Origin of the sequence: Mycolicibacterium boenickei (assembly GCF_010731295.1) — a bacterium.
Taxonomy (GTDB): Bacteria; Actinomycetota; Actinomycetes; order Mycobacteriales; family Mycobacteriaceae; genus Mycobacterium; species Mycobacterium boenickei.
Map to the genome: position 1 here is coordinate 2,812,983 of NZ_AP022579.1, position 13,248 is coordinate 2,826,230.

The window sequence follows — 13,248 nt, forward strand, 5'->3', positions numbered from 1 at the left end:
AGCTACAGCTTGCGCAGCCGCAACCGGTTGATCGAATGGTCTGCGTCCTTGCGGAGCACCAGGGTGGCCCGCGGCCGAGTCGGCAGGATGTTCTCGATCAGGTTGGGCCGGTTGATGGAATGCCAGATGTCCCGCGCGGCGAACACGGCCTGCTCATCGGTCAGCGTCGAGTAGTGGTGGAAGTGCGAAGCCGGATCGGCGAACGCCGTCGAGCGCATCGTCAGGAACCGCGAGATGTACCACTGCTCGATGTCCTCGATCCGCGCGTCGACGTACACCGAGAAGTCGAACAGGTCCGAGACCATCAGCGCAGGCCCGGTCTGAAGGACGTTGAGCCCTTCCAGGATCAGGATGTCCGGATGGCGCACCACCTGCTGCTCGCCCGGCACGATGTCGTAGAGCAGGTGTGAATACACCGGCGCACAGACCTCGTCGGCGCCGGATTTCACCGCGGTGACGAACCGCATCAGGCCGCGCCGGTCGTAGCTCTCCGGGAATCCCTTGCGGTGCATGAGGTTCCGGCGGTTGAGTTCCTTGTTCGGATAGAGGAACCCGTCGGTGGTCACCAGGTCGACCCGCGGATGATGGCCCCAGCGGGCCAGTAGGGCCTGCAGCACACGGGCCGTTGTCGATTTCCCGACCGCCACACTGCCCGCGACACCGATGACGAACGGCACCGGCCGGTCCGGATTCTGCTGCGGCTCACCGAGGAACTCCGCCGTCGCGGCGAACAAGCGCTGCCGCGCGGCCACCTGTAGGTGGATCAACCGGGCCAGCGGCAGGTAGACCTCTTCGACCTCGAGGATGTCGAGTTTCTCGCCCATACCCCGCAGGCGCAGCAGTTCGTCCTCGGTGAGTTTCAGCGGTGTCGACATGCGTAGTGCACGCCATTGACTTCGGTCGAACTCCACATAGGGGCTCGGCTCGCTCGGCCGCGGCATTCGGTCAGTCTTACATTTACGGTTGTGGGCATGGCAAACGGGATGGACTTGGGAAGCGGGTCGGGGACGGACTCAGCTGATTTCGTACGCGAGTATCTGCTTCTCGGACTGCGCTTCGACCGCGTCGAGGACGGCTACGTCGACTCCTTCACCGGCGACCCGCAACTGCGCCGCACGGTGGAGAACGAGCCACCACCCGACCCGGCCGATCTCGCCCGGCGGGCCGACCGGCTGCTCACCCAGATTCCCGACGACCTCGACCGCGACCGCGCCGAGTACATCGCTGCGCACCTGCGCGCGCTCAACTGCGCGGGCCGCAAGTTCGCCGGTGAGCAGGTCGGTTTCGTCGACGAGGTGCAGGCGTACTTCGACGTGCGGATCAGCAAGGGCGACCCCGAGAAGTACCAGCAGGCCCACGCCAAACTGGACGATGCCCTCGGTGGCAGCGGATCGCTCACCGAGCGGATCCAGGCGCACCGCAGCGGAGACGAGATCCCGCCGGCCCGGCTGGAGGAGTGCATCCACGCGTTCTCGTCAGCCCTGCGCGACAAGGTGCGGGCCGCGTACCCGCTGCCGGAGACCGAGACCATCACCTATGAGGTGGTCACCGACAAACCGTGGTCGGGGTTCAACTACTACCTGGGCGACTACAAGTCCACCGTCGCGGTCAACGCCGACCTCAAACAGCAGATGGCCAACCTGCCCCGGCTGGTCGCCCACGAGTCCTACCCCGGCCATCACACCGAGCACTGCCGTAAGGAAGCCGGCCTGGTGGCCCGCGACAATCAACTGGAACAGACGATCTTCCTCGTCAACACCCCGCAATGCCTGATGGCCGAGGGCCTGGCCGACCTGGCGTTGTACGCCATCGTCGGGCCCGGCTGGGGTGCGTGGGCCGCCGACATCTACGCCGACCTGGGGCTGCGGTTCGACGGGGAACGCGCTGAGGCGATCTCGGAGGCGATGGCCGGGCTGGCCGACGTGCGCCAGGACGCGGCGTTGATGCTGCACGACGAGCATCGCGACATCGACGAGGTCGTTGCGTTCCTCAAACGCTGGCTGCTGGTCGGCGACGACCGGGCCAGGCAGACCCTGCGATTCCTGTCCTCGCCGTTGTGGCGCGCCTACACCAGCACCTACATCGAGGGCTACCGGCTACTGCGCGGGTGGTTGGACGCCCGGCCCGACGGCGTCACACTGACCCAGCGCTTCGGCCGGCTGCTCGATGAGCCGCTGATCCCGTCGACGCTGCGGGCTTAGGCTCGCCCGGCCGTGGGTATGTAGCAAACTCAACGGGCCTTATTCATCGCCGCTCCGAAGGCGCTTCTGCTATTTGCCCGGCAGTGTCCGACGTTGCACTGTGTGGCCGGTATGAGCCGCGTCTCAACTGCTTGAATCGCTTGGTTACCCGTCGGTAACATTGTTGCCAGTGGGCCCGGCGGCCGTGCCGGGTCGGGCAAAGGAAATGACCATGGCAGCAACAAGGGAAAGACTGGACAAGATCAAGCGCATCGCCGGCGTCGGCGTGGCTGCGGGCGCGATCGCGCTCGCAGGCATTGTCGGCTCAGCGGCGGTGGCCAATGCCAGTCCCGTCACGAAGGTCGGCAGCGATCCGGTGGCGCCGGCCAAACCTGGCGGCAACAAAGCCCCCTTCACCAAGGTCGGCAGCGATCCGGTGACGTCTGCCATCTCCGGCATCGCCGGCGTCCCCGGCTTGTCCGGTGGCGCCGAGATTCCGTCCATCGTCAGTCCGTGGCCCGGCGGTGCCTGGGCCGGTCACGACTGGAGCAAGGGATACCCCGGCGGCGGTTTCGCCAACGGCAAGGGAGGCGGCGCGGCCATCCACGGCAAGGCCGGCGGCGCGTGGAACCACAGCGACTGATCTGACAACTCAGGGAGCCAGGCGGACCTGATGGGCCGCCTGGCTCCGCTGGTTTGCTGGCAATTGCAGTTGAAAGTGCAAGTACTGACCTTGATTTGCGCTGTTGGAGTCATGGGTTCGCTGCGCTCAGCTGGTTGATCGCCCCCTTCGCCGAGGCGTAAAGTGTTTGCTGAGCATCACGGCGATAGAACCGGGTGGCAGCAAGGGAGTCGACATGGCTGCAACAGGGAAGAGCTCGAACCGGATCAAGCTGATGGCTGGTGTGGCCGTCGTGGCGGGCTCGTTGGCAGGCCTCGCCGGACCCGCGGTGATGGCCAATGCTGATCCAGATCCCAATCCCGGTCCCTTCGTCTCTGTGAACGGTGAAGAGGTGACGATCCCGTGGCCCGGCGGCGCGTGGGCCGGCTGGGACTGGCGCAAGGGCTGGCCCGGCGGTGCCTGGGCCGGTCACGACTGGAGCAAGGGGTGGCCCGGCGGCGGCTTCGCCAACGGCAAGGCCGGCGGCGCCTGGAACCACACAGCCGACTGATCTGCCGCTGATCACGACGACATCGCGGGCTTAGGCTCGGATGATGTCGGCTCTGCGTCGCGATATCCCGGCCATCGCCACCCCGGTCAACATCGCGTTGGTGCTGTGGATGGCGATCGGGCGCGGACTTTTCGTGCCGCTCGGATGGATGACGGTGTTCGTCGTCCTCGCCTCGCCGTTCCTCCTGATCAGTTTGGCGGCGACCACCAGGTTGATGCGCCGGCTGCCCGAACGGGAGCTCACCTCCGGACAGGCCCGAGCGCAGGTCGTGGTGTGGTCGGCGATGTTCGGCTTCGGACTGTTCGGCGCCGACGGAGGCGACAGCGGCTCTTTCCCGTCGATCCTGATGAAACTGCTCGGCGAGCGCCCGTGGACGGAAACCGTGAGCCTGCTGCTCTGGTGGGGCTGCGTATTTGTCGGGCCGGCTGCGTGGTTCGTGCTGCTCACCAAGCTCACCCGAGGTGTGGCGGTCGCTCCGCCGGCTCAACCGCCATATCCGTATCCCGGTTACCCGCCCGGCCAACCCGGCCCGGGACCGTCCACCTGACCCGCTCCGACTAGGCTAAACGGCATGGCAGCAGACTCGTCATCCACTTTGCCCGCGGCTTCCGGCGCTGATTACGCCGACACCTCAAGCGCCGCGTATGCGGCCGCATTGCAGGTCATTGAATCCGTCGAGCCGCGGGTCGCCGCAGCCACCCGCAAAGAGCTTGCCGATCAACGTGATTCGCTCAAGCTGATCGCCAGCGAGAACTACGCCTCTCCGGCCGTGCTGCTCACCATGGGCACCTGGTTCTCCGACAAGTACGCCGAGGGCACCGTCGGGCACCGCTTCTACGCGGGCTGCCAGAACGTCGACACCGTCGAGGCGCTGGCCGCCGAGCACGCCCGCGAGCTGTTCGGCGCCCCCTATGCCTACGTTCAGCCGCACTCGGGCATCGACGCCAATCTCGTTGCGTTCTGGGCGATCCTGGCCACCCGGGTGGAAGCGCCCGAGCTCGCGAACCTCGGCGCCAAGCACGTCAACGACCTGTCCGAGGCCGACTGGGAGACCCTGCGCAACAAGCTGGGCAACCAGCGGCTGCTCGGCATGTCGCTCGACGCAGGCGGGCACCTGACCCACGGCTTCCGGCCCAACATCTCCGGCAAGATGTTCCACCAGCACAGCTACGGCACCAATCCTGAGACCGGGTTTCTCGACTACGACGCCGTCGCCGCTGCGGCTCGCGAGTTCAAGCCGCTGATCCTGGTTGCCGGCTACTCGGCCTACCCGCGCCGGGTGAACTTCGCCAAGATGCGCGAGATCGCCGACGAGGTGGGCGCCACCCTGATGGTCGACATGGCGCACTTCGCGGGCCTGGTGGCGGGCAAGGTGTTCACGGGCGACGAAGATCCGGTGCCGCACGCTCACGTCACCACCACGACGACGCACAAGTCCCTGCGCGGTCCGCGCGGCGGCATGGTGCTGGCGACCGAGGAATTCGCCCCGGCCGTGGACAAGGGCTGCCCGATGGTGCTCGGCGGACCGCTGAGCCACGTGATGGCGGCCAAGGCCGTCGCGCTGGCCGAGGCGCGCCAGCCGGCGTTCCAGACCTATGCCCAGCAGGTCGCCGACAATGCCCAGGCGCTAGCCGACGGGTTCGTCAAGCGTGATGCGGGACTGGTCACGGGCGGTACCGACAACCACATCGTGCTGCTGGACGTGCGGTCGTTCGGGCTGACGGGCAGGCAGGCCGAGTCGGCCCTGCTGGACGCGGGTGTGGTGACCAACCGCAATTCCGTCCCCGCGGACCCCAACGGCGCCTGGTACACCAGCGGCATCCGGCTGGGCACCCCGGCGCTGACGAGCCGCGGATTCGGCGCCGACGATTTCGATCGGGTGGCCGAGCTGATCGTCGACGTGCTGTCCAACACGCAGCCCGAGGGGACCTCGAAAGCCAAGTACAAGCTGGCCGACGGAACCGCCGAGCGCGTGCATGCGGCATCTGCCGAGCTGCTCGACGCCAACCCGCTGTACCCGGGCCTCACCCTCTGATCGTCTTGTGAGTCGGGTCGCTGTGACACGCGGCGGCCCGACTTTTAGAAACATGTGAATTCGGGTTACAGTTACCTCATGGCACAGAAACCTGTCGCTAATGCGCTGACCTTGGAGCTGGAGCCGGTCGTCGAGGCCGAGCTGCGTCGCCACCTGGATACCGAAGATCTCTGGTACGCGCACGATTACGTGCCGTTCGACCAGGGCGAGAACTTCGCCTTCCTCGGTGGCCAGGACTGGGATCCGTCGCAGGTGACGCTGCCCAAGAACGTCACCGACGCCTTGGAGATCCTGCTGATCACCAAGGACAACCTGTCCGGCTACCACCGCGAGCTCGTCGAGCACTTCATCCTCGAGGACAAGTGGGGTCGCTTCCTGGGCCGCTGGACCGCCGAGGAGCACCTGCACGCCGTCGCGCTGCGTAACTACCTCGTCGTGACCCGCGAGATCGACCCGACGGCCAACGAGGACGTCCGCGTCGAGCACGTGATGAAGGGCTACCGCGCCGACAGCTACAGCCAGATCGAGACGCTGGTGTTCATGGCGTTCTTCGAGCGTGCGCACGCGGTGTTCACCCGCAACCTGCGGGCGCAGATCGCCGAGCCGGTGCTGGGCGCGATGGTCGACCGCATCGTTCTCGACGAGGAGCGTCACGAGCTGTTCTTCGCCAACCTGGTGACGCACCTGCTGGGCACCCACCGTGACGAGACCGTCGCGGCCATCGCCGCGCGCGCCCGCGAACTTGACGTGATCGGTGCCGACATCGACGCCTACCAGGACAAGGTCGCCCTGGTGGCCGAGGCCGGCATCTTCGACAAGGCCGCATTGGCGCAGGTCATCTCTGACCGGATCACCGCCTGGGGACTGGCTGGCGAGCCCCAGCTCCAGGAGTTCATCAACACGTAACGCTCCGGGCGTCATTCGCGCGGCGCGCCAGCCAGCAACCCCGCCACCGCGGGAGTAGCGTCAAATCCGATGGCTAGCGACATGCTCTGCTGTCCGGACGGTACCGATCGGGTTTTCGACGAAAGGACCGGCTCCGGTCCTGGTGCCGCAGTGTCCACCGAGCAACTCGTGTGGGGCCGCGCGGGTTCTAGGAGCGCCACGTGACTGATACTCCTGTCCGTACCTATGTGCTCGACACATCCGTGCTGCTGTCCGATCCATGGGCATGCACCCGGTTCGCCGAGCATGAAGTGGTGGTCCCGCTGGTCGTGATCAGCGAGCTGGAGGCCAAACGGCACCACCATGAGCTGGGCTGGTTCGCCCGCCAGGCGCTACGGATGTTCGATGATCTGCGTCTTGAGCACGGTCGGCTGGATCAGCCGATTCCTGTTGGCGCAGAAGGCGGTACGTTGCAGGTCGAGTTGAATCACATCGACCCGTCGGTGTTGCCCACAGGGTTCCGCACCGAGACCAACGACACCCGGATCCTCGCATGCGCGGCGAACCTCGCCGCAGAGGGTAAGCATGTCACGCTGGTGAGCAAGGACATCCCGCTGCGCGTCAAAGCCGGTGCGGTGGGCCTGGCCGCCGACGAGTACCACGCGCAGGATGTCGTCGTGTCCGGCTGGACCGGCATGACCGAATTCGACGTGGCGGCAGAAGATATCGACACCCTCTTCGCCGACGGCGAGATCGACCTCGCTGAGGCTCGGGATCTGCCCTGCCACACCGGAATTCGGTTGCTCGGTGGCAGTTCGTCGGCGCTCGGTCGGGTCAACGCCGAGAAGCGGGTTCAGCTGGTGCGTGGCGATCGTGAAGTGTTCGGCCTCCGGGGAAGGTCAGCCGAACAGCGCGTCGCCCTCGATCTGCTGCTCGATGAATCCGTCGGCATCGTGTCGCTCGGCGGCAAGGCTGGCACCGGCAAATCCGCGCTGGCCCTGTGCGCCGGCCTGGAAGCGGTGCTGGAACGCCGAACTCAGCGCAAGGTCGTGGTGTTCCGTCCGCTGTATGCGGTCGGTGGACAGGATCTCGGCTACCTACCGGGCAGCGAGAGCGAGAAGATGGGTCCGTGGGCCCAGGCCGTCTTCGACACCCTCGAAGGGCTGGCCAGCCCGGCGGTACTGGAGGAAGTGCTCGCCCGAGGAATGTTGGAAGTGCTTCCGCTGACCCACATTCGGGGCCGGTCGTTGCACGACTCGTTCGTCATCGTCGACGAGGCGCAATCGCTGGAGCGCAACGTCTTGCTGACGGTGCTGTCGCGGTTGGGCGCGGGGTCACGGGTGGTGCTGACCCACGATGTGGCGCAGCGTGACAACCTGCGGGTGGGCCGCCATGACGGCGTCGCTGCGGTGATCGAGAAGCTGAAGGGGCACCCGCTGTTCGCCCACATCACGCTGCAGCGCAGCGAGCGCTCGCCGATCGCCGCGCTGGTCACCGAGATGCTGGAGGAGTTCAGCCCCGGCGCTCTGCCCTGAAGTTCCTGAGTGATTTGTGCACCTCCTGTAACGGTGGGAGTTACGGGAGGTGCACAAATCGCCAGCCGGTAGGCTGCCGGGGTGGCGAGGCTCCCCAACAGTCAGGCATGGCGGTGGACCGCAGTCGGCGTGACCGCCGCGGTCGTGGTCGTGGTGGTGGGGGTGCTCACCGGTCACATCTACCGGGACGGCCCCGATGACGTTGACTGTTCCAAGGAGCGCTGCGTCGCGCTGACCTTCGACGACGGGCCCGGGCCCTACACCGACCGGCTGCTGCAGATCCTCAAGGACAACGACGCCAAGGCCACGTTCTTCGAGATCGGCAACAAGGTCGCCGCCAATCCCGAGGGGGCCAAGCGGGTGGTCGAGGCCGGGATGGAACTGGGCAGCCACACCTGGGAACACCCCAACATGACGACCATCCCGCCGGGGGAGATCCCGGCTCAGTTCAGCAAGGCAAGCGACGCCATCGAGGCCGCGACGGGCCAACGGCCGAAGCTGGTGCGTACCGCGGGCGGGCTGATCAATGACCAGGTGCTGGCCGAGGCCCGCAAGCAGGGGCTGGCCGACATCAACTGGGACGTCATCCCGTTCGACTGGGCCAACGACGCCAATATCGCCGCGACCCGCTACATGCTGATGACGCAGATCAAGCCCAACAGCGTGGTGCTGTTCCACGACACCTACTCATCGACCGTCGATCTGGTGTACCAGTTCATCCCGGTGCTCAAGGCCAACGGCTACCACCTGGTGACCGTCAGCCACATGCTGGGTGAGCGTGAGCCCGGCACCAGCTACGGCAGCCGCGAGAACGGCCCGCCCGTGCCCCCGGCCGAGGCGCTCAAGGACATCCCGCCCGAGGAGATCCCGTCGCTGCCCGCGACGCCGTCGCCCGCGCCGATGCCGAATTTCCCGATCACCGACATCCCCGGTGCGAATTCGGGGGGCCCCAACAACGGGGCGTGAGACGTACATCGCGTCGGTTTGAGGACCAAAGACCCTAACCGGCGGGCCCGGGCGCGACGAGGCTTGAAGCATGCCCGACACGATGTTCGATACAGCGACCCTCACCCGTGCGGTGCAGCTGGCATCGCGTGCGCCCTCCCTGCACAACACCCAACCGTGGCGGTTGGTGGCCGAAGGTGACTGCCTGCACCTGCATCTCGACCCGCACCGGGTGGTGACCGCGACGGACCGGTCCGCGCGTGAGGCGGTCATCAGCTGCGGTGTGCTGCTGGATCACCTGCGGGTCGCCATGGCCGCGGCCGGGTGGACGACCATCGTCGATCGCTTTCCGAATCCCAATGACCTGGATCATCTGGCGACGCTGCAGTTCTCGCCGATGGCCTTCGTCACAGAGGCCCACCGCCGGCGGGCCGATGCGATCCTGGCTCGGCGCACTGACCGGTTGCCGATGACCGCGTACGCGGACTGGGATGCCTTCGAGGTCCTGCTGCGGGCGCGGCTTGCCGAGGGCCCGGTGCACCTGGACGTGCTGGCCGAGGACATGCGCTCGACCGTGGCCGAGGCCGCCGAGCTGACCGAGTCGCTGCGGCTCTACGATTCTGGCTATCACGCCGAACTTGCTTGGTGGACAACACCGTTCGCGACCGAAGACGGTATCCCGCAAAGTTCCCTGGTCTCGGCCTCCGAAAGTGAGCGCGTCGGGGTGGCGCGCACGTTCCCGGTCACCGCGCACAGCGACCGGCGTCCCACCGTCGGCGACGATTCGGCGACGCTGGTGGTGCTGTCCACCGACGGGTACAGCCGGGCGGACGCGCTCGACGCGGGTGAGGCGCTTTCGGCGCTGCTGCTGGAATGCACCCTCTCAGGACTGAGTACCTGCCCGGTGAGCCACGTGACCGAGTTGCACGCCAGCCGCGACATCATCGGCACCCTGATCGGCCGTGACGCCTGCCCGCAGCTGCTTGTTCGGATCGGTATCGCACCCACGATCACCGATGCACCGCCGCCGACCCCGCGTCGCGCTGTCGAGGCCTTCCTGACCTTCGAATCCTGACCATCGAAAAGGAGATGACCATGACCGACACCCTGATCGATCCCACGTCCGTGACCACCGCCGCTGGTGCGGCCGTCGTGGTCGAAGCCGACGGCCGCACCGCCAGCAACGACGCGTTGCACAGCGCGATCGAGGAGGCCCTGCGGCGCGGGGCACCGCTGCGGGTGGTGACCACCTGGGGTGCCCGGCACCGCGAGATGTACGACGCGAGCGCTGTCGCCGAGCGAGACCGGTTGTCTGAGGCGCAGCTGCAGCGGCGCCTGACCCGTGCCCTGAAGCGTTCTCCTGAGCTCGATGTGCAGAGCATCGACGGCTACGACAGCGTGGCGGAATACCTGACGACCTACCCGGAGTCGGCACAGCTGCTGGTGGTGGGTGCCGATCACCCGGATTCGGCCGAGCTGCAGACGGCGTTGGCGGGCTCGGGTTGCGCGGTGCTCACTTGCGATCGGCGCCACCGGTTGTGAGACTCGGGGAATGATCAGAGTTTTTCTGGTCGACGACCATGAGGTGGTTCGACGCGGGCTGATCGACCTGCTCAGCGCCGACCCGGAGCTGGACGTCATCGGCGAGGCCGACTCGGTGGCCCAGGCCCTTGCCCGGGTGCCTGTCCTGGTGCCCGACGTCGCGGTGCTCGATGTGCGGTTGCCCGACGGCAACGGCATCGAGTTGTGCCGGGAACTGTTGTCGCGCATGCCTGATCTGCGCTGCCTGATGCTGACGTCGTTCACCTCCGACGAAGCCATGCTGGACGCGATTCTGGCCGGCGCCAGCGGCTACGTGGTCAAGGACATCAAGGGCATGGAACTGGCCCAGGCGATCAAGGACGTCGGGGCCGGGAAGTCGTTGCTGGACAACCGTGCCGCCACGGCGCTGATGGCCAAACTGCGCGGCGATGCCGAGCGTTCCGACCCGTTGGCCGGGCTGACCCAGCAGGAGCGGGTGCTGCTGGACCTGCTGGGGGAGGGGCTGACCAACCGGCAGATCGCGGCCCGGATGTTCCTTGCCGAGAAGACCGTGAAGAACTATGTGTCGCGGCTGCTGGCCAAGCTCGGCATGGAGCGCCGCACGCAGGCCGCGGTCTTCGCCTCCACCCTGGACCGTCGCAATCAGCCGCAATCATGACTGATACCAGGGTCTTTGGTCCCTGACTGACAGGGCTTTCGCCCATGGTGCGCAGGCCTGCGCGGCCATAGCGTCATCGCTATGGGAATCGAATTGTCAACGCGCAGTGAGCCGGTCGAGATTCTCTCGGAGCGGGAGAGCTGGGAGCTGCTGGGCGGCGTGTCGCTGGGCCGCCTCGTCACCGCGGTGGATGACGAGGCGCACATCTTCCCGGTGAACTTCGTGGTGCAGAACCGCACCATCCTGTTCCGGACGGCGGCGGGCACCAAGCTGATCAGCGCGGCCATCAACAACCAGGTGTTGTTCGAAGCCGACGATCACACCGCGGCCGAGGGCTGGAGCGTGATCGTGCGCGGTATCGCACGCACCCTGCGCTCCGACGAGGAACTGGAAGAAGCGGAGCAGGCGCAGTTGCTGCCGTGGACGGCGACGTCGAAGACGCATTACATACGGGTATCGCCGGTCCGCGTCACCGGCCGCCGGTTCCGGTTCGGACCCGAACCGGATGCGAGGTGACGGCGAGCTTGGTCGGCCGTAGTCGGTAGTGCCAGCATGGTGGACGTGACTGGTCACGGTGCGCGGCCCGACGATGAACAGCGGACTCCGCCGTTGCGGGACACGCTCTCGCAGCTGCGGTTGCGTGAGCTACTCACCGAGGTCCAGGACCGGGTCGAGGAGATCATCACCGGTCGCGACCGGATCGACGGCCTGGTCGAGGCCATGCTCGCGGTGACGTCGGGCCTGGATCTCGAGGTCACGCTGAGCACCATCGTGCGGACCGCGATCGAGCTGGTCGACGCCCGCTACGGCGCGCTGGGTGTCCGCGGTGACGACCACGAGCTGACCGAGTTCGTCTATCAGGGCATCGACGACGAGACCCGGGCGCTGATCGGGCATCTGCCGGAAGGGCGGGGCGTGCTCGGCGTCCTGATCGACGATCCGAAACCGATCCGGCTCGACGACATCCACCAGCACCCGGCGTCGGTCGGGTTCCCGCCGAACCATCCGCCGATGCGGACTTTTCTCGGTGTCCCGGTGCGAATCCGCGACGAGGTGTTCGGCAACCTCTACCTCACCGACAAGACCAACGGGCAGCCGTTCAGCGAGGACGACGAGGTGCTGGTGGAGGCCCTGGCCTCGGCCGCGGGCGTGGCCGTGGAGAACGCCCGGCTCTACCAGTTGTCCCGCGACCGCCAGGCCTGGATCGCGGCCACCCGCGACATCGGCACCGAACTACTCGGCGGCACCGATCCGGCGACCGTCTTCCGGATGGTCGCCGACAAGGCGCTCAAACTGACCGGTGCCGACCGCATCGTGGTCGCGGTGCCCGGCAGCGACGTACCGGCCGGCGAGGATGACAACCTCGTGGTGGCCGCCACCGCGGGCAGCCCGACCACGATCGACTCGATTCCGGTGGGCCGGGACGCCGCGGGGGACGCGGTGGGTGCGGCGTTCCGCGACGGCACGCCGCACCGGCTGGACCGCCTCGAATTGGACGGCGCGGGTGGCCCGGCGCTGGTGCTGCCGCTGCGCGCCATCGACACCGTCGCCGGGGTACTGGTGGCGATACGCGCCGACGGCGCCCGCAGTTTCACCGCCGAACAGCTCGACATGGCCGCGGCGTTCGCCGACCAGGCCGCGGTCGCCTGGCAGCTGGCCAGCTCCCAGCGCAGCGTGCGCGAGTTGGAGATCCTCGCCGATCGCGATCGCATTGCCAGGGACCTGCACGATCACGTGATCCAGCGGCTGTTCGCGGTGGGCCTGTCACTGCAGGGCACGATCCCGCGCACGCAGTCTCCGGAGGTCCGGCAACGCCTCACCGGTACCGTCGATGACCTGCAGGCGGTCATCCAGGAGATCCGGACCGCGATCTTCGATCTGCACGGGGCGCAGGCCGGCACGACGCGGCTGCGGCAACGGCTCGATGAGGTGATCGCCCAGTTCGCCGACGCGCCGATTCACATCAGCACGCGGTTCGTCGGCCCGCTTTCGGTCGTCGACGCGACGTTGGCCGATCATGCCGAGGCGGTGCTGCGGGAGGCGATCAGCAACGCGGTACGGCATTCGGGGGCAACCGAACTCAGCGTTGTGGTCGACGTCGCCGACGACCTGTCGATCGAGGTGTCCGACAACGGCTGCGGGATCGCCGCCGAGGTCACCGAGAGCGGCCTGGGTAATCTGCGGGCCCGCGCGCTCGGTGCGGGGGGTCGGTTCACCATCACCGACCGATCCGGTGGCGGGACCGTGTTGCATTGGGCCGCACCGCTTCCCGAGTAGCGCGCCTACCCGCGAGCAG

General features: G+C 67.2%; 14 protein-coding genes. 13 read left to right on the forward strand and 1 reads right to left on the reverse strand.

Features of this window, described 5'->3' with window-relative positions; genetic code table 11:
- Positions 1-2: 2 nt before the first annotated feature.
- Positions 3-941, reverse strand: a complete 939-nt coding sequence (coaA, locus tag G6N57_RS13395; protein ID WP_070185470.1) for a type I pantothenate kinase — start codon at positions 939-941, stop codon at positions 3-5.
- A 30-nt stretch (positions 942-971) separates the two neighbouring features.
- Between coaA and G6N57_RS13400 the strand changes: the two genes are divergently transcribed.
- From G6N57_RS13400 to G6N57_RS13460, 13 genes are all read left to right on the forward strand, one after another.
- Positions 972-2,201, forward strand: a complete 1,230-nt coding sequence (locus G6N57_RS13400; protein ID WP_077742926.1) for a DUF885 domain-containing protein — start codon at positions 972-974, stop codon at positions 2,199-2,201.
- A gap of 211 nt (positions 2,202-2,412) precedes the next feature.
- Positions 2,413-2,823: a hypothetical protein gene (locus tag G6N57_RS13405; protein ID WP_133118368.1), complete on the forward strand. Its 411-nt coding sequence runs from the start codon at positions 2,413-2,415 to the stop codon at positions 2,821-2,823.
- Positions 2,824-3,037: 214 nt separating this feature from the next.
- Positions 3,038-3,352 carry a hypothetical protein gene (locus tag G6N57_RS13410; RefSeq protein ID WP_077742928.1) on the forward strand — a complete coding sequence of 105 codons (315 nt, stop codon included), beginning with the start codon at positions 3,038-3,040 and terminating at the stop codon, positions 3,350-3,352.
- 43 nt (positions 3,353-3,395) lie between these two features.
- Positions 3,396-3,899, forward strand: a complete 504-nt coding sequence (locus G6N57_RS13415; protein WP_077743253.1) for a hypothetical protein — start codon at positions 3,396-3,398, stop codon at positions 3,897-3,899.
- Between the two features lie 24 nt (positions 3,900-3,923).
- Positions 3,924-5,387 carry a glycine hydroxymethyltransferase gene (locus G6N57_RS13420; RefSeq protein WP_077742929.1) on the forward strand — a complete coding sequence of 488 codons (1,464 nt, stop codon included), beginning with the start codon at positions 3,924-3,926 and terminating at the stop codon, positions 5,385-5,387.
- A 78-nt stretch (positions 5,388-5,465) separates the two neighbouring features.
- A complete protein-coding gene (locus tag G6N57_RS13425; RefSeq protein WP_077743254.1) occupies positions 5,466-6,293 on the forward strand; it encodes an acyl-ACP desaturase in 828 nt (275 codons plus the stop codon).
- A 200-nt stretch (positions 6,294-6,493) separates the two neighbouring features.
- On the forward strand, positions 6,494-7,807 hold the full coding sequence (locus G6N57_RS13430) for an RNA 5'-3' helicase PhoH2 (protein ID WP_077742930.1): 1,314 nt from the start codon (positions 6,494-6,496) through the stop codon (positions 7,805-7,807).
- Between the two features lie 81 nt (positions 7,808-7,888).
- Positions 7,889-8,773: a polysaccharide deacetylase family protein gene (locus G6N57_RS13435; RefSeq protein ID WP_077742931.1), complete on the forward strand. Its 885-nt coding sequence runs from the start codon at positions 7,889-7,891 to the stop codon at positions 8,771-8,773.
- 70 nt (positions 8,774-8,843) lie between these two features.
- Entirely contained in the window at positions 8,844-9,827 is a 984-nt protein-coding gene (locus G6N57_RS13440; protein WP_077742932.1) for an Acg family FMN-binding oxidoreductase, read from the forward strand.
- A gap of 20 nt (positions 9,828-9,847) precedes the next feature.
- Positions 9,848-10,294 (forward strand): universal stress protein, encoded by a 447-nt coding sequence (locus G6N57_RS13445; protein ID WP_162564008.1) that lies wholly within the window; start codon positions 9,848-9,850, stop codon positions 10,292-10,294.
- Between the two features lie 10 nt (positions 10,295-10,304).
- Positions 10,305-10,952: a hypoxia response regulator transcription factor DosR/DevR gene (gene dosR / locus G6N57_RS13450; RefSeq protein ID WP_077742934.1), complete on the forward strand. Its 648-nt coding sequence runs from the start codon at positions 10,305-10,307 to the stop codon at positions 10,950-10,952.
- A gap of 81 nt (positions 10,953-11,033) precedes the next feature.
- On the forward strand, positions 11,034-11,468 hold the full coding sequence (locus G6N57_RS13455; RefSeq protein ID WP_077742935.1) for a pyridoxamine 5'-phosphate oxidase family protein: 435 nt from the start codon (positions 11,034-11,036) through the stop codon (positions 11,466-11,468).
- 36 nt (positions 11,469-11,504) lie between these two features.
- Positions 11,505-13,229: a GAF domain-containing sensor histidine kinase gene (locus tag G6N57_RS13460; RefSeq protein ID WP_097926297.1), complete on the forward strand. Its 1,725-nt coding sequence runs from the start codon at positions 11,505-11,507 to the stop codon at positions 13,227-13,229.
- Positions 13,230-13,248 lie beyond the last annotated feature (19 nt).